The 17294-nt window shown below is 55.0% G+C and carries 12 protein-coding genes; 10 read left to right on the top strand and 2 right to left on the bottom strand.

From position 1 onward, the window contains the following. The first annotated feature begins 623 nt into the window (after window positions 1–623). A complete protein-coding gene (gene argH / locus ACTHYN_RS14845; protein ID WP_441813194.1) occupies window positions 624–2033 on the top strand; it encodes an argininosuccinate lyase in 1410 nt (469 codons plus the stop codon). On the opposite strand, the gene ACTHYN_RS14850 is transcribed toward argH, so the two are convergent. Continuing rightward, entirely contained in the window at window positions 2022–4475 is a 2454-nt protein-coding gene (locus tag ACTHYN_RS14850) for an EAL domain-containing protein (RefSeq protein ID WP_441813195.1), read from the bottom strand. The two genes, argH and ACTHYN_RS14850, sit on opposite strands and share 12 nt — an antisense overlap. Window positions 4476–4593: 118 nt before the next feature. Here ACTHYN_RS14850 and ACTHYN_RS14855 point away from each other — a divergent pair, with 118 nt between their 5' ends. From ACTHYN_RS14855 to ACTHYN_RS14890, 8 genes are all read left to right on the top strand, one after another. Next, entirely contained in the window at window positions 4594–7461 is a 2868-nt protein-coding gene (locus tag ACTHYN_RS14855) for a class I adenylate cyclase (protein ID WP_441813196.1), read from the top strand. A 70-nt stretch (window positions 7462–7531) separates the two neighbouring features. Continuing rightward, entirely contained in the window at window positions 7532–7711 is a 180-nt protein-coding gene (lptM, locus tag ACTHYN_RS14860) for an LPS translocon maturation chaperone LptM (RefSeq protein WP_441813197.1), read from the top strand. A 41-nt stretch (window positions 7712–7752) separates the two neighbouring features. Then, on the top strand, window positions 7753–9003 hold the full coding sequence (gene lysA, locus ACTHYN_RS14865; protein ID WP_441813198.1) for a diaminopimelate decarboxylase: 1251 nt from the start codon (window positions 7753–7755) through the stop codon (window positions 9001–9003). A gap of 14 nt (window positions 9004–9017) precedes the next feature. Further along, the gene (gene dapF, locus ACTHYN_RS14870; protein WP_441813204.1) at window positions 9018–9935 is read left to right on the top strand and encodes a diaminopimelate epimerase; all 918 of its coding nucleotides are present in this window, start codon (window positions 9018–9020) and stop codon (window positions 9933–9935) included. A gap of 16 nt (window positions 9936–9951) precedes the next feature. Next, on the top strand, window positions 9952–10698 hold the full coding sequence (locus ACTHYN_RS14875) for a DUF484 family protein (RefSeq protein WP_441813199.1): 747 nt from the start codon (window positions 9952–9954) through the stop codon (window positions 10696–10698). A gap of 40 nt (window positions 10699–10738) precedes the next feature. Then, window positions 10739–11674: a tyrosine recombinase XerC gene (xerC, locus tag ACTHYN_RS14880; RefSeq protein ID WP_441813205.1), complete on the top strand. Its 936-nt coding sequence runs from the start codon at window positions 10739–10741 to the stop codon at window positions 11672–11674. After that, entirely contained in the window at window positions 11674–13116 is a 1443-nt protein-coding gene (locus tag ACTHYN_RS14885) for a diguanylate cyclase (RefSeq protein ID WP_441813200.1), read from the top strand. The genes xerC and ACTHYN_RS14885 overlap by 1 nt, the downstream gene beginning before the upstream one ends. 64 nt (window positions 13117–13180) lie before the next feature. After that, window positions 13181–15964, top strand: a complete 2784-nt coding sequence (locus ACTHYN_RS14890; RefSeq protein ID WP_441813201.1) for an ATP-binding protein — start codon at window positions 13181–13183, stop codon at window positions 15962–15964. Between the two features lie 10 nt (window positions 15965–15974). Here ACTHYN_RS14890 and ACTHYN_RS14895 read toward each other — a convergent pair whose 3' ends face one another. Next, window positions 15975–16340: a hypothetical protein gene (locus ACTHYN_RS14895; RefSeq protein WP_441813202.1), complete on the bottom strand. Its 366-nt coding sequence runs from the start codon at window positions 16338–16340 to the stop codon at window positions 15975–15977. A 225-nt stretch (window positions 16341–16565) separates the two neighbouring features. On the opposite strand from ACTHYN_RS14895, the gene ACTHYN_RS14900 reads away from it, so the two are divergent. Continuing rightward, window positions 16566–17159 carry a hypothetical protein gene (locus ACTHYN_RS14900; protein WP_441813203.1) on the top strand — a complete coding sequence of 198 codons (594 nt, stop codon included), beginning with the start codon at window positions 16566–16568 and terminating at the stop codon, window positions 17157–17159. Window positions 17160–17294: the final 135 nt, after the last annotated feature.

The raw sequence follows: 17294 nt of genomic DNA on the forward strand, positions 1-17294 counted from the left end.
TGCGGTTGCAGGTCTGGGGGTTGAATTAGGCCGTGTGAAGTCACGGATTCAGGTACCAGTTATAGGAATGAGGCGTTCGATGGTGCGAGTTTCTTTTTATATTGTCTGGGACAAATGTTGATCGATATTGAGTCAGATGCTCATAATTTCAGGCTTTCTGTAAATGATGTTGATGTCCTCAGATCTTGCTCTGAATCTTATAAGGAAGTTGCACAGCGGCTAGACGATGGAACTGACTTAAGCCAATAATATAAGTTTGGTGAGCGGTGGAACCATTGCCTAACAAGTGCAGGCACAGCGACGCCTACTACATTGCGCCTTCGGCTCCATTTCGTAGGCACGCATGCTGCAAGCGTTATTCCGAAATCTGAATGTCCGCTTTGCGACCCTTACGAACGCGTTTAAGCTCTCGTAGAATTTTCCCCCTGCCGAGTATGAACAGCCACCTATAAGTTGTCTGGCAACCTCCTGCCGTTCCCGCAACATTCAACGCGATTCCTGAATCTTGAAAGGTTACAATGAGCTCAAAATTACTCGGAAAACACCAAAAAGTGTCACTTTATTGATTTCTCGTAAAAACAGGCACTTGAGAAAATGTTACATGTTACTGGAGTACTAAATACATGACGGATCAGAAAAAACCTGACCAGGCCACAGCCTCCGAAAAACCCTGGGGCGGACGCTTCAGCGAGCCGACCGACGCGTTTGTAGAACGTTTTACCGCATCCGTAGGGTTTGATCAGCGCCTGTATCACCACGATATTACCGGTTCTATCGCCCATGCGACCATGCTTGCAGAGGTGGGTGTTCTGACGGAAAACGAACGTGACAGTATTATTGAAGGTTTGAAAGGAGTGAAAGAGGATATCGAAGCAGGTCGTTTTGAGTGGTCTGTAAGCCTTGAAGATGTGCACATGAATATAGAGGCACAACTCACCAACCGTATTGGCATTACCGGCAAGAAGCTGCACACAGGGCGCAGCCGTAATGACCAGGTGGCGACAGATATCCGTCTGTATTTGCGTGATGAAATTGACGTGATTGCGGAAGAACTTCGGCGACTGCAAACCGGTCTTCTGGGGCTGGCCGAGCGTGAAGCCGACACCATTATGCCCGGCTTTACCCACCTGCAAACAGCGCAGCCTGTTACCTTCGGGCATCACTTGCTTGCCTGGTATGAAATGCTGGTGCGCGATGGTGAGCGCCTGCAGGATTGCCGTAAGCGAGTGAACGTTATGCCTTTGGGGGCAGCGGCTCTTGCCGGCACAACCTACCCAATTGATCGGGCCATGACGGCTCGGCTACTGGGTTTTGACCGCGCCTCAGAGAACTCTCTGGATTCGGTCAGTGACCGGGATTTTGCCATTGAATTCTGCAGCTTTGCGTCCCTGTTGATGACTCACCTGTCCCGCTTCAGCGAAGAGTTGGTGCTTTGGACCTCGGCACAGTTCGATTTTATTGATCTGCCAGACCGTTTCTGCACAGGGTCATCCATCATGCCCCAGAAGAAGAATCCGGATGTGCCTGAGCTTGTTCGTGGCAAGACCGGCCGGGTAAATGGTCACCTGATCAGCCTGCTCACCTTAATGAAAAGCCAGCCGTTGGCGTATAACAAGGACAATCAGGAAGACAAAGAGCCTTTGTTCGATACGGTGGATACTATCAAGGGGTGCCTCAAAGCCTACGCCGATATGATCCCGGCCATTGAGGCGAAGGCAGACAACATGCGAATTGCTGCCAAGCGCGGGTTCTCAACAGCAACGGATTTGGCCGATTATCTGGTCAAAAAAGGCATGCCTTTCCGGGATGCCCACGAAGTGGTTGGCAAAGCCGTTGCCTATGGTGTTGCGCAAGAGCGGGATCTTTCTGATATGACCCTGGAAGAGTTGGCGGGCTTCTCCGACACCATCGGCGCAGACGTGTTTGATGTGCTAACGCTGGAAGGCTCGGTTCAGGCTCGTGATCACCTTGGGGGCACGGCGCCGGTTCAGGTTCGGGCGGCAGTGGCCCGGGCGCGTAAGCTACTGGGCTGAACCACCAATCCTTCCGGTGGCAAGGTCTACGGCCACCGGCGCCAGTTCAGCCAGGGGTTTGGGTGAGCTTAGCCTGAATCCCTGGCCGTAGTGAATGCCCAGCGTTCGGACTTTTCTGAGAATGTCGTCACTCTCAATAAAGGTCGCGACGGTTGTTCTCCCCGAATCCTGTGCAATCCTGTGTAACGCTTCCACCATAATTTGCTGAACCGGATCGTCTCCCAGTCTTAGCATCAGGCTGCGATCCAGTTTGATGACATCTACTGGCAGTTTTGCTGCAAGGCGGTAACTTTCTACCGACGCGCCGGCGCCATCAAGCGCAATGCGGCAGCCAATGTGGTGCAGGGCATCACACAAAACAGCGACCTCATCCGGGTACTGAGTGGCGTGGGCTTCGTGAATCTCCAGACAAAAGCATTCTGCCGGGTAGTTGGAAACTCTGAGCACAGACGCCATAAAATCGGCAAAGGTATCGTCCAGCACGCTGGCCAGCGACAGGTTAAAGCCACAGTACTTCAGCCTCGGTTCCAGCAATGGGTAGTCACCCAGCCAGGTGAGGGTTTGCAGTATCACCTGTCGGTCTAAACGTTTAGCCAAACCAAATCGCTCGGCGACCGCAAGAAACTGCTCCGGCTGCAGCCATTGTTCATGCTCACCTTTGCCGGGAATGCGGGTGAGGATTTCGATATGATCGCCCCAGGCGACACTGGCGACTGGCTTTAACGCTTGAAACTCAAGTGTCAGCGCTTGTTGGTCCAGCGCTTTGCGAATTTGGTCAACGTATTCATTGCTGATGCTGTCGTCTGTTTTAGGGGTAGCGGCATGAGCGGTATGGATCCGGTTGCGTCCGGATGTTTTTGCACCGTGGCACAGGTCTGAGGCCTGGCACAGTAGTTGCTCGGGATTGGCGGGCGTGTGTGTGCTCATAATAAGCAGGCCGCCACTGGCAGTGGTTTGCAACTGATGCCCTTGCCATTCAAAAACGAAGCTGCGAATCAGGTCGAGAATATCGTCTGCGAGCTTGCGGGCGTCGGTTTCCGTGCAGCTTTCAATAAGTAGGGCGAAGGTGTCACCGGAAAGCCGGGATACCGTGTCCTGGGGTCTGCTTCGAATTTCGAGACTGCTGGCCAGTTCCCTGAGATAACGGTCGCATGCACCGTTACCCGCGATAGCGTTGAAGTCCCCGAAGGCATCCAGATTCAAATATAAAAGACCGCTGCTGGCTGCTGTTTCTTCCTTTTCTTCCATGGTGCGTTGCAGCCGGGCCGTGAATTCCCTCCGGTTGGTTAGACCGGTCACCGGATCGTGCCGGTAGCGGTATTCGCTGTCGCCTGTGTTGCTGGCGCGGTTGCTGATATCACTGGCAACAACGACCGCGCCTGTGGTTTCGCTCTTGCCATCAGTCAGGCGCTGGTAATGGAACTCATACACCGGCCATTCGCCGCTTTGCTGGGTGATGGGCATGTCCACCACGAAACTGTCCTGCTCAAAGGCTCGCCGCCAAAGCTGTTCCGCCAGATGCCGCTCGTTTGGGTGCTTTTCCAGTAACTGGCCAAGGTTGTCGCCTACCTGAAGCGTGGCGCCGAAAATACCGGCGAACAGTCTGGCGTAAGGCATATTGAAGTGAAGCAGGTTGAGGTTTTTGTCCACGGCGGCTATCAGCCCCGGGCTTGCCGCGGTGGTGGCACTCAGGATTTTTTCCGCCTGTATTCGGGCCAGGTCGCGCTGCATTTCGTTGGTGCGGTTAACCAGGGTGCCGCCGAGCTTACGTACCCTGCCGCCTGCTTTAAAGGCGCGACCATTCAGAGTTGCGCGAACCTTATGATGTTGCGCTGTAAGCAGGTTCAGTTCAATTGTGAAGGGCGCGCCTGTATGTGCACACCTGCGAAATAGCGCCCGGATACGCCCTTGACCACTCTGGCAGTAGAACAGTGCCTGTTCGGGTTTAATGTCTGTGCCCGGTTTCAGGCCAAGCAGCCGGTACAGCCCCTCCGTCCAGGTAATTTGGTTGCTGACAATGTCCAACTCCCACACGCCAAAATCTGCGGCGCTCTCTGCGAAGCGCAGCAGGCGCGGGTCTATGGCGGAGCTCTCCTGCTGAATGATTCGGGCGCTGGCTGCTTCGTCTGAATCACGCATACTGACGCGCAGTGAAAGACAGGCGGTGTAGAAAAAACCTTCTTTATGTCGGAAGGTTACCAGCACGTTTTCGCCACTCTCTATGCGGTGGCGGTTCGCGGGCGCGAAGGGATCGTCCTCTCTTGATGCCAGAACCTGGTGTACCATATTGCCCAGAAGCTCGTTGGCGTCGTATCCGAGCACAGCCTCAGCATTGTTGTCAGCGAATAACACCTTGCCGTCGTCGTCAATACGCAACAGGGTTTGGCGGCCGGTGCCAGCGGATACCTCGGCACGATAACGCTGTATGACAAACTCTTTCACTGGGCAGGACCTCGGGTTTTCTGAAGCATAGACCGCTGTTATTCTTCGGACGGTTTTGCCACGATGAGTTCATCATACTGATAATTAAACCGGAAAGAACCTCTCCCCTGGAGCTGCCTTGATTGCTCACGCCCCACCGATTGTCCTGGATTTTGAAGAGGGCATTGACCGAAAAACCCTGCGTCGTCTGCGGGAAAGGTTTCTCGTGGTTAATCGCCAGCGTTGGGAGAGGGCGCACTCGTCGCTTACCTATCGGCAGCAGGGAGTATTGGCAATACTGCCGTTGGTGTTTCATACCAATCACCCGGCTTTGCCCGGCTACCTGGACGCCAGCTGCCCTTATGGTTTAAGCCATTATCGCCCTGATACAGCAACTGTAAGCGCTGCGCGTCGTTTGGCCCGCACCTTCAGCCTGCGGGACGAAGGCAAGCGCCGGGCCGATTTAGAGGCCCTGTTTTTAATGGGCAGTCCTGGCACAGTGGGGCATTCAGTAACCAGTGATTTAGATGTTTGGCTGATCCATAGAGACGACCTTGAGAAGCCGGGCATTCGGAGTCTTGAGCGCAAGGCTGAAAAGCTGACGGAGTGGGCCGCTTCTTTTGGCATTGAACTGCACGTGTTTGTGTTCTCAGCAGCCGATTGGCGAGATGGGCGCCAGCACGCAGAAGTGAAGGGCGAGAACTGCGGCAGCGCACAACACTATCTGCTTCTGGATGAGTTTTATCGCACCGGAATTCATCTGGGTGGCTGCTACCCACTGTGGTGGCTTATTCCATCAGAGCAGGAAGGGCGATACCAGGAATGCGTGAACAGGCTTGTCGATTATCGGTTTATTCGAGCCGACGAATACATTGATTTTGGCGCAGTACCTGCCATAACGGCCATAGAATTTCTCGGGGCAGGTGTGTGGCAGCTCTACAAGGGGATTGAAGCTCCCTGGAAATCTATTCTGAAACTTTTGCTTGTGGAGTGTTATGCACAGACTCAGGAGCAGCCAGTCTTATCACGTGTGTTCAAGCAGGCGGTGTTCAGTGGTGTGACGGATGCGGATATTCTGGATCCTTATGTATTGCTTTATCAGCGACTGGAGCAATGGCTAACAGAAGCCGAGGCCAAAACCAGGCTGGATCTGGTGCGCCGCAGCTTGTATATCAAAGCTGGCCTGCCACTGTCTCGCGCGGGTGTGACCACTGGTGGCAAGGAGCCCTGGAGAGTTCGCCTGCTCAGAAGTCTTGTGGCTGGTTGGGATTGGCAGGAAAAGCACATTGAAGCATTGGACAACCGACATCTCTGGCGCGTGGAAGAGGTATCTTCATTGCGCCGAATGATTGTATCGGAGCTGACCCATAGCTACCGGCTACTTTCAAAAATGGCTCGGGATCATGGCGGGCAGTCGGCAATCAACGCGAACGATATCAACCTGCTAGGCCGTAAGCTCTATGCAGCTTTTCAGCGCAAGGCCGGTAAAGTTGAACAGGTTAATCCCGGGCTGGCGCCCTCGCTGGCAGAGGAGAATCTGGCGTTTCACCACCAATCGGAACAGGGTGAGGCGGGAGATGGCTGGTTGCTGTACCGGGATTTGGAAGATCCTTCTGATGCGTTCTGGCAGCCGGTTATCCGGCGTGCTGGCAACCTCGCTGAACTGGTTGTGTGGTGTTATTGCAATGGGTTGCTTACCCGTACCACCCGCCTCAATGTGCGCTCAGGGCAAGGTGTAGCCTCGATCAGCGAATTGCGGGAAATGCTGAATGCTCTGGTGGGTTTTGCGCCGTTTCCTGTAGAACCGGCAGAGCGTGAGGCACTTGCCCGTGGCGTTCGCCCCTTACGTAACCTTCTGCTGATCAATGTGGGAGTGGATCCACAACCTCACCTCGCTGAGCGAGGCTTGCATAAGCTTAGCGCGCGGCATGATTCGCTGGGTTTCAGCGGCGGGCGTGAAAATCTGGTTGTGACCATTGATCAGATCACCTTGAACACCTGGCACGAGGTGAGTCTTCAGCACTATGCATCGGGAGACACGTTAATTCAGTGCCTGAAGAACGTGCTGGCCTCGGTTGCGCTGGATCCCCGAGCTATTCCCGGTGTTGCGGTACACAGTCACAATAGGGGGCATGGCAGCGCTATCGCCAGGCGTGTGCGGGAGCTGTTTGGAGATGTGTTGCGCCAGTTTTTTGCGGGGGGTACTGGCCCACACCCTGTGCGCTACGTTATTGAAATGGATCGCCGGTATTTTTTGCTGGAATTCAATGGTACTGAGCCTGGTTTCCTTGTTCTGGAAAGCCGTGCGGCTCTGATGGAATGCCTGGCACAGCCACGAGAAGAGTACCTGCCTATCGTTTTTGATCGTTATGCCCTGCTGGATGACCCGGCTATGCTTGCAGCGTGCAGGGCCAGCGAGCCAAATAGCGTTCAGGTATTTTATCGGGTGCGTGGCGAGCGATTGCAGATCCGGGTGATTGATGAGCGAGGTTCATTATTCGGGTGGAGCCAACTCGCCGGCCGCCGACGCTATATGCTGACTCCACTGTTACGTTTTCTGGAGAATCTGATTGAGCGACGAACCTTGCGCTACAGTGAAATGCCGGTGGCATATGCCGGCGTGCGCTGTTACGAGCTGATTGCGAGCGATGGGTTTTGGCGTCCGGAATACCGGCCTCAAGCCGAAACCGGAGCTGCCCTGCCAGGGCTTGAGGTGCAAGCTGTAGGCGTGCAGGAAGGTGATGACCGGGTGCGCTTTGATCTTTACTGTGGTGAGCAGGAATTTACCGTGCTGCAATACGGTGATCAGTTGATCCCGGCTGTGGCTCACTACATTTATTCGCTGCGCCAGAGCGGTGATCGCTACCCTGTTTATCTTACGGATGTGCATTTGCCTCACGATCTGGATCCCAGGGTGTATCAGCAAGATATACAGACCACTCAGTACCTTTATTACCGTTCGGTTCTCGAAACAGCACTGAACCGTGAACTGGAAGCGTTTCAATAATCCTCTGGCCTCGCCGCGCAGGGCGCAGGTCAGGTATACTTTCGCCAATATAAACTCAGGGGTGACGAGCATGCGCGCGTGGACATTGCCGATGGTGATTCTGGTTGTGGCGGCGGCACTTGATGGCTGTGGTCAAAAAGGGCCTCTGTACCGGGAGAACCCCGAACCATCATCTGCGCCTGTCGAAGAGGCTGCCAGCGCCGGAATGCAAAATGAGCGCCCGGACGACAGCGACTCGAATGCCGGATAGTCCTGCCTATACCAGTCACTGCCAAACGAATCAGGAACCAAATGGATCATTTTAATTACCGTAACGCCGAGCTGTATGCTGAAGATGTGCCTGTCTCTTCAATTGTTGAACGCTTCGGTACGCCAGCCTACGTGTATTCCCGCGCCACGCTCGAGCGTCATTACAAGGCTTACGACGACGCCCTGAAAGATCGCGCGCACCTCGTGTGTTATGCCGTGAAAGCTAACAGTAACCTGGCTGTGCTGAACGTGCTGGCGCGCCTGGGAGCCGGCTTTGACATAGTCTCTGCCGGGGAGCTTGAACGAGTTCTGCGTGCCGGCGGCGATCCTGGCAAGGTTGTGTTTTCGGGTGTGGGCAAGCAGGAATGGGAAATGCGCCGGGCTCTGGAAGCGGGTGTGCGTTGCTTCAACGTGGAGTCTGACACCGAGCTGGACAGGCTTAGCGCGGTGGCCGGCGAGCTGGGTGTTGTAGCCCCGGTGTCCCTGCGTGTGAATCCGGATGTAGACGCAGGAACCCATCCTTATATTTCTACCGGCCTGAAAGAAAACAAGTTTGGCATTGATATAGCGGAAGCTCTGGCTGTTTATACCCGGGCTGCAACTTTGCCAAACCTGGAGATTAAAGGTGTGGATTGCCACATTGGTTCGCAGCTTACAACGGTTTCTCCGTTCCTGGATGCTCTCGATCGCGTATTGGAATTGGTTGATGCGCTGGCTGATAACGGTATCAATATACGGCACCTTGATATGGGTGGCGGCCTGGGTGTTACCTACCATAATGAACAGCCACCTGAGCCGTCTGAGTACGTCAGGGCGCTGGATGAGCGTATTGGCGACCGGGATCTGGAATTGGTTCTTGAGCCTGGTCGCTCCATCGCGGCCAACGCCGGCATACTGGTTACCCGGGTTGAATTCCTGAAGTGCACCGAGCATCGTAACTTTGCCATTATTGATGCCGCTATGAACGATTTGATTCGCCCGGCGCTATACAGTGCCTGGCAGGCTATTGTTCCGGTGCAGCCTCACCAGGATGCGGAAGAAAAGAACTGGGATCTGGTTGGACCGGTCTGCGAAACCGGAGACTTCCTGGGCAAGGACCGGCCACTCCAGCTTAAGGCAGGAGACCTTCTGGCGGTGCGCTCTGCGGGGGCCTATGGTTTTGTCATGAGCTCCAACTACAACACCCGCAACCGCCCGCCGGAACTGATGGTGGATGGCGAGCAGGTTCACATTGTTCGCCATCGCGAGACGATTGAGGATCAGCTCGCACCAGAAAACTGCTTGCCGGAATGACTGACGACCAGGACATGAGCCAGCCGCGACGCAATCAGGGGCCTTTGCTGCGATTTACCAAGATGCATGGACTGGGTAATGACTTTATGGTGATCGACGCCATCAGTCAGCCGTTTCGGCTGCGCCCGGACATAATTCGCGAACTGGCAGATCGCAATGTGGGTATCGGCTTTGACCAGTTGCTGGTTGTGGAGCCCCCAGGGTTACCTGATGTGGATTTTCGCTACCGGATATTCAATGCCGATGGTTCCGAAGTTGAACAGTGTGGTAACGGCGCCCGGTGCTTTGCAAAGTTTGTTCGGGACCAACGCCTAACCAATAAAAAGGTTATACGTGTCCAGACGGCCCGTGGTGTTATTGAGTTAAGGCTTCTCAAAGATGGCATGGTGGTGGTGAATATGGGAGTGCCTGAGCTGAACCCGCCTGCTATTCCCTTTGCTGCAGAATGCCGAAAAAAGGCCTACACCGTGGAAATGGGCGCAGAAACAGTGGAGCTTAGCGCTGTTTCTATGGGCAATCCCCACGCCGTTGTTGTGGTGGATGATGTAGAGTCCGCGCCGGTGTCGGAGCTTGGGCCGCGCCTGGAAAACCACCCGCGATTTCCGTCACGGGCCAACGTGGGTTTTTTGCAGATTGTCAGCCGAAGCCATGCGCGTTTGAGAGTGTATGAGCGTGGTTCCGGCGAAACACTCGCCTGTGGAAGTGGCGCCTGTGCGGCCGTTGTTGCAGGGTGCCTGCAGGGCCTTCTGGAAAGCCCCGTAGTGGTAGAGTTGCGTGGTGGGCGGTTAGTCGTTGAATGGCAGGGCGAAGGGGCCCCTGTTATGATGGAAGGCCCTGCCACAAGTGTATTTGAGGGGCAGTTAAGACTGCCAGGTGGTTCAAGTGGTAGCCGGCGCCGAAAGCCCAGCCGCCCTCACAAACAACGGATCTGACAGCCAGGAGAGCACGATGACAGACCAAACGGCCCACCAGAAGGCCGAGGAGCTCACCCGTGAAGAGGTAGCTGAGTACCTGAAGAATAATCCTGACTTTTTTATCGGTCAGGATGAACTTCTGCGCAGTTTGACCCTACCCCATGACAGCGGCCGGGCAATTTCTCTGGTGGAACGCCAGGTACATCTGTTCCGCGAACAAAGGGACACTCTGCGCCACGAATTGGTGGAACTGGTTTCTATCGCTCGCCACAATGATCGTCTGTTTGAAAAGAGCAAACGCTTGCTGATGCAGGTTATTGAAGCGCGCAACCTGGTTGATATGGCGTCTACCATTGATGACAGCATTCGTGGCGACTTTGGGCTTGATGCTGCCTCGGTGATCCTGTTTACCGACGCAGAAGTACCAGGCAGTGCTCAAGGAGCATTGCATGTTGTGAGCCCGGCCGAGGCCCAGGAACGTCTTGGTAATCTTCTTGAGGGCAGTAAAGCCGTCTGTGGTCAGTTTCGCGAGAGCGAGCGGGAGTTTTTGTTCCCGGACAGGGACATCCCCATTGCGTCGGTGGCCTTGGTACCCTTGCGCCACGATGAACTGGTCGGTGTGTTTGCGGTGGGCAGCTGCCAGCCAGGCTATTTTGATCAAAGCATGGGCTCATTGTTTCTCAGCTACATCAGTGACACGCTCAGCAGGCTTTTGCCACCTATGGTTCGGCGCCATACATCTGCCCTTCCGGTAACCGATCTTGCGTCGGAGTCTCGTTAGCGTGACGGCTGCCCCCGCGCTGGCTCAGTTACCTGATGAGTTGAACGGGCGCATTACCGAGTTTATCCAGCATCTGGCCTCCGAAAAGCGCCATTCTTCCCTTACCTGTGACAGTTATCAGCAGGATCTCCAGAGGCTGGCCGTTTGGCTTGTGGAGCAGGGCAGTGCTCACTGGCGGGCCGTTAACGGCTACGATCTGCGCCGTTATGTCGCAAACCTCAGCCGCCAAGGGTTAAGCGGCCGCAGCATTGCCCGGCACCTGTCGGCAATTCGGCGTTTTTATCAGTATCTGTTACGAGAGCGACTGGCTACTGACAACCCGGCCCTGGATATCCGCCCGCCAAAGAGCCGTCGGCGCCTGCCCAGAGTGGCCGACGTGGATCAGATTAACTCCCTCCTGGATGCTTCGCCGGACGACCCATTGGAAATACGGGACAGGTGCATGTTTGAGCTAATGTATTCTTCGGGCTTACGTTTGGCTGAACTGGCCAGCCTGAATCTTGAAGCGGTTGATCGCAAAAGCGGCGAGGCACGGGTAGTTGGTAAAGGTGGGAAAACACGCATATTGCCCGTAGGCCGCAAAGCGCTGGACGCCATAGCCCAGTGGATGCCGGTTCGGGCAGAGCTGGCGCCGGAGGCCGAAGCAGCCCTGTTCGTAAGCCGGCGCGGCGATCGTCTTAGCCATCGCAGTATACAGGCTCGTCTAAGTCGCTGGGGGGGTGTCAAAGGGGCCGATCAGAAGCTCCATCCGCACATGTTGCGACACTCGTTTGCCAGCCATATGCTTGAATCCAGTGGTGACTTGCGAGCGGTTCAGGAATTGCTGGGCCATGCGGACATAACCACCACACAGGTCTATACTCATCTTGATTTTCAGCATTTGGCCCGGGTGTATGACCAGAGCCATCCCAGGGCGCGCCGACGTAACGCCCGCAACCATGGCGATCAGAAGTCCGGACAGGAAGGAAGCATGTAATGTCATCGGATCAAACCTGGAAAGAAAAGTACGTCCAGGAGCTTGAGACTGTAAACCAGCAACAAGAGCAGTGGAAGGCCGAGCGCAATACGCTGGAGCGTATGCTGGTACGCACCAGTCTCGCCTCTGAAGGCCAGACACCAGAGCTGGACCGTCTGCTTGCGCGCGTGCGATCCGATTTGCGAAAAAAAAAGATAGATGTAAAGACCTGGCGAGAGCTGCAGAGGCAGATTGATCACCAGGTCGCCCTCCTTGACGACCTGCCGTCCCTCAAACATGACAACCAACCCGGCCCTTCGGTAAACATAGCGCCTGAGCCTGTGGCTGGAGCAATTGCTGACACCGGGGTGGCAGGCAGCGACGATATTGACGACACCAACAGCCAGCGACTTCGAATCGCCCGGCGGGTTGGTCATCTCTTAGGCCAACTGCTTAGCCGGGTGTCTTTGGAGTCTGTCGCTGAGGCACACGCAAGAAATCTTCAAACAGCGCTACTCTCCAGCGATAACTGGGATGAATTGCGGGAGGGGCTAAACCAGGTGGCAGACTTGATTGTTGCCGCTGTAACCCGCAGCCAAAGGGAGTTCGAAGCCTTTCTAAAGCGCCTTGATGAGCGCCTTGAGGTTCTGCAGGAACACTTTTCTGTGCAGTCCTCTGCGCAATCAGATCGCCAGGCCGCCGCAGAAACCCTGGATCGTAACATTCGTGATGAGATTGAGCAGGCTGGCCGACACATTGAAGCCAGCGACGATATTCATGGCTTGAAGCAGTCGGTTAGTAGTCACCTTGAGGGCATTGGCGAAGCGGTTGGCCGCTTTCGGGTTGAAGAAACCGAGCGAGAGAAACTGTTGTTTGAGCAATTGATGGCCATGCAGGAAAAAGTGGCTATTATGGAGGCCCACTCAGAACAAATGCAGGGGCAGGTTCGCAAGGAACGTGAACGAGCCATGACTGACCTGCTTACGCAGTTGCCCAACCGTGAAGCGTGGCAAGAGCGTCTGGCGTTTGAGTTCAATCGCTGGAAGCGTCACCAGTATCCGCTAACGATTGGCGTACTGGATATTGATCTTTTCAAGCGTGTGAATGATTCCTATGGGCACAAAGCCGGTGACCGGGTACTTCAGCTTGTTGCCAAGGAACTCAAAAGTCGTTTGCGCACCACTGATTTTGTCGCCCGCTTCGGCGGTGAGGAATTCGTGTTGCTGTTTCCGGAAACACCCTCCGTAGACGCGCAAGCTGTGATGGATAAGCTTAGACTGCACATCAGTGCCCTGCCGTTTCATTTTGGGGGCGAGCCAGTCACAATAACCTTCTCCGCCGGCCTTGCCGCCTTTACCCCTGAGGATACCGAAGAGTCGGTTTTTGAGCGATCAGACAGAGCGCTTTATATTGCAAAAGAGGAAGGCCGCAATTGTGTCAAAATCAGCCAGCCAGGAGGCTAGCGCGGGCTTCTCTTATGTACGGGGATTGTATCGAAAAATATAGCGCCATTTCTGAGGCTGTCCGTTGAAAACAACGTTTCTGTTTACATTATGCTGGCTTCTGCTCGTGTTCCAGTCCACCGCGCTGGCAGACCCTCCCCAGGTATCTCCGGCACCGGTACTGGGTAACGATGACTTGCAGTGGGTCAGCGAGCAGGACGGGCTCAAAATTGGTGTGCGCGCAAACCAGACACCGCTGGTTTTCGAGACAGGAAACGGACACCTTGCAGGCACGTATATTGATTACCTGACCCGGCTGTCTGACAAGCTTGGCCTGCTTATCGAGCCTGTGGTTATCAGCTCGGGCGGCAGTGCCGGGCCGGTGCTCAACCGGCCGGAAACGGATGCTCTCCTGACCACCCGGCTACCGGGCACACCTGCCCCGGCCGGCTCGCGCTACACCAACTCATTGATGACCCTTACCTATGGTTTGTTCATCAGCGCGGGCGACTCAACTATTCGTTCGCTGGCGGATCTGGAAAATCGCCGCATAGCCGTTGTGGAAGGCGACCCCAACCAGTACACCATGCTTGATTCCGTTGAAAGCTTTACGCCAGTTCCCGTCCAGAGCCTGGGTGAAGCGGTAAGCCATGTGTTGTCTGGTCAGGCTGATGCCTTTCTTGGAGCAGTGCCCGTGGTGTCTGACTATCTTAAGTCGACCATGATCGACGGTATTGGCCTGTCGGTATTGCTTGAGCAAAAATCGGTAGATGTTGTTTTGCAGGTTGATGAAGACAGCGAGTCTTTATTTCGGGTTCTGGATCAGACAGTGGAGGCCATTAGCCATAATGAGCACAGGGTTATCCGGCAGTCGTGGCTCGAAGTGGACCTCTCGGCGCTGGAAAAAAACGGAGTGGAGTTGTCTGCGTCTGATGTTGAGTGGCTCAAGCGCCATCCGGACCTCAAAGTTGCCTATCGTTCTGACTGGCCGCCGTTTGAATACGAACAGGACGGCCTCGCCACTGGTCTTGTGCCTGACCTTGTTGCCCGCCTGGAGAATCAACTCGGAGCAACGTTCAACGAGTATATCCTGGAAGATCGCCTGGTTGCGGAGCAGGCACTTATTTCCGGCGAGGTGGATATTCTGCCCGGTTTGTCGCGCACACCGCGAACAAAGGAGTCGTTTTTGTTTACCCGGGCTTACGTCAGTGTACCCATTGCGTTGGCCATTCGCGACGACGGGCGCTTTATAGGAGACCTGCGGGAGTTACGTAACGAACGCGTGGGTGCGGTCAACCGCCATGCCGCACACGATTACCTGCTGATCAATCATCCGGATCTGGATCTCTACCCGGTAGCAACCGTCGAGGAGGGGTTGCTGGCCCTGTCTAATGGCGATCTGGATGTAATGGTAACTCATATCCCTGCGGTCAGTTATACCGTGGCCAGATTTGGCCTCTCTAATCTGCGAATTACCAGCATCACACCCTACCAGTATGATTTGCGGCTGGCGGTTCGCAAAGACCGCCCGGAACTGCACCGTATACTGAATAAAGCCCTGGGTAGCCTGAAAGCCTCTGAAACCGAGGCCATATACAACCGGTGGATTCACCTGGATATCGAACAGAAAGCCGATTACACCGTGGTGCGGCGGGTTGTTCTGATCGCCATAGTGGTGGTGCTTATCTTCTTGTATTGGAACCGGAAGTTGTCGCGGGAGGTAGACGAGCGTATCCGTTCTGAAAATGCCCTGCGCCGAAGCGAGGACGAGCTCCGCGCCGCCAAGCTGGAAGCAGAGCGCCTGGCCCGGGAGGCAGAGGCGGCCAGCCGAACGAAAAGTGAATTCCTGGCCAATATGTCTCACGAAATTCGAACGCCCATGAACGCGGTGATCGGCTACAGCGATCTTTTAAGCAACAGTGTGACGGACCCCCAGCAACGAAATTATCTGGATGCTATCAGGGCGGGCAGTCGCAGCTTGCTTATGCTGATCAACGACATTCTGGACCTCTCACGTATTGAGGCGGGCAAGATGCGGCTGGATTACTCGCCGGTGTCTGTGCGTCGGCTTCTTGATGACGTTCGCCACATTTTTGATCTGCGGGCGCGGGAACAGGGCATTACCCTGGAGGTGAGCGTAGGATCAGACATGCCCGTTGCCATGATGCTGGATGAAACCCGCTTTCGACAGGTGTTGTTCAACCTTGTGGGAAATGCCATTAAATTTACCCATGAAGGCGGTGTCGCTGTGCGGGCAACCGTAGAACCGGTAGAAGAGACAACGGATCAGGCCCCGGAGCACCAGAGTTATATGTTAACGGTTAAGGTAGAGGATTCCGGTGTCGGAATAGCCACCGATCAGCGCGATCGTATTTTTGAGGCGTTTGAGCAGCAGGAGGGGCAAAACACCCGCCGTTACGGAGGTACAGGCCTTGGGCTTGCGATCAGCCGTAAACTGGCGCAAATGATGGGGGGTGAGTTACAAGTTGAAAGCGTGCCGAAGGAGGGCTCTGTTTTTACACTTACGCTACCTGACGTGTTGGCGACGGGTGAGCAAGCAGAGGACGAAGGCGAAACCAGGGAGTCTGAACGGTTGCTGGCCCAGACTCTGAGTATGCAGGAGCGGGGTTGGTTAAGAGAGCAGCTGACCGCCGATTTTGGTGACGACTGGGAACTCGTGCGCGAAAGCGGCGACCCGGAAGAAATGCGGGAGTTTGCCCGCCGCGTACTGGAATGGGGGCAGCGTTTTCGCTCCCGGTCGGTGACTCGTTACGGTGAAAAACTACTGGCCGATGTGGAGGCGTTCAATCTGGATGCTGTTAACAGTGCACTTGAAGCATTTCCGAAACTGCTGGGCCGGGAAGACTGACAGCCATTGCTTACAGGCAATCGAACTGGGAGCGGCGATCAAAAGCCACAGAAACCATGTCGTAGCCGGAATCAGACAGGTTGCGAATCAGCTCGTGATCTTTCAAAAGTGCCATGCAGACCTTGTGCACGCTGGCCTGAAGCTGCTTTGATGCAGTTTTAGCAGAGGCAAGTCGAAAATCGACAATCAGGTATTTTCGCTCGATGGCTGACGAAACCGGAATGTCTTCACGCTCAACACTTTCATAACCGATATAGGTTGCCTGATCCTGGGGGAATACCTGGCTCATAACCATATCCAGATTCTCCGCTTGAATGGCTGGCGCAGAGCATAGTGCTGCCACGACTGCAGCGCGGGTCAGGTTCTGGATGTTCATGCAGGCAGCTCCCTAAAAAGGCGTTCCGGCTCAGGTGTAACCAAGTGTAATGTTTTGTGTCGGTCGATTATTGCAAAGGCTGTCACTTATTGCGCGGTGTTTGGCAGATTTTTTTCAATTGTTTGCAGTGTTTGCCAATTGTCAACGGGTGCCGAGCAGCTTTGGGCTGCCTTAGTGGGGCCCTTTCAACTATCATGAAAAAAATCGACGGCAGGAGAGTTCCCCATGTTTCAGCTCGTATTCAAGGGTGAGTGTGTCCCCGGTACGGATATGGCCACGGCACGGAATAATGCCCGCGCGTTGTTCAAAGCCAGTGTTGAGCAAATAGCGCGTATGTTCAGCGGCAGCCCGGTGGTGATCCGCAACAAGCTGGAGCAAGAGCAAGCTGAAAAATACCGGGCGGTGCTGAACAAGCATGGCATGGTGGCCTATGTTCAGCCCATGCCGGGTAGCCAGTCACCAACAAAACCGGCACCCGCGCCAGCCGCGCAGGCCGTCAGCAAGAAGCCGGACCGGGCGCCTGTTGTGGCCAGTCCCGAACCCGATGCCGGTGGTCTGAAAGTTGAGCCGGGCGATCGCCTGCGTGTGGCGGGCGACAAGGTAGACGATATTCTTGCCGGCTCTGCGCTGGGGCTGGACCCTGTCGGTGTTGCGCTGGCCAGGCCTGTTAAAACGGAAGAGCCCATGTTCCAGCATCTGGATGACTGGAGCCTGGCGCCGGCTGGTACCGATCTGGGCGTTAAGCGTGATCTGCCACCGCCTGTGGTGCCAGATGTGTCGCATCTTTCGTTGGCTGATGAAGAGCCGGGCAATCAGTGAGTATTGAGTGTATGGGGTTTGTCAGGTTTTGAAGCGTTTACCGGTAGTAAGTCTCACCTGTTTGTTTTTACTGTTTCTTAGTAAGCGCTCCACCAACCCCATCTTCTACAGCTGAGTAGCACGCGTCAGACTAGT

The sequence above is a fragment of the Marinobacter sp. genome (genome assembly GCF_052091845.1).
Classification (GTDB): domain Bacteria; phylum Pseudomonadota; class Gammaproteobacteria; order Pseudomonadales; family Oleiphilaceae; genus Marinobacter.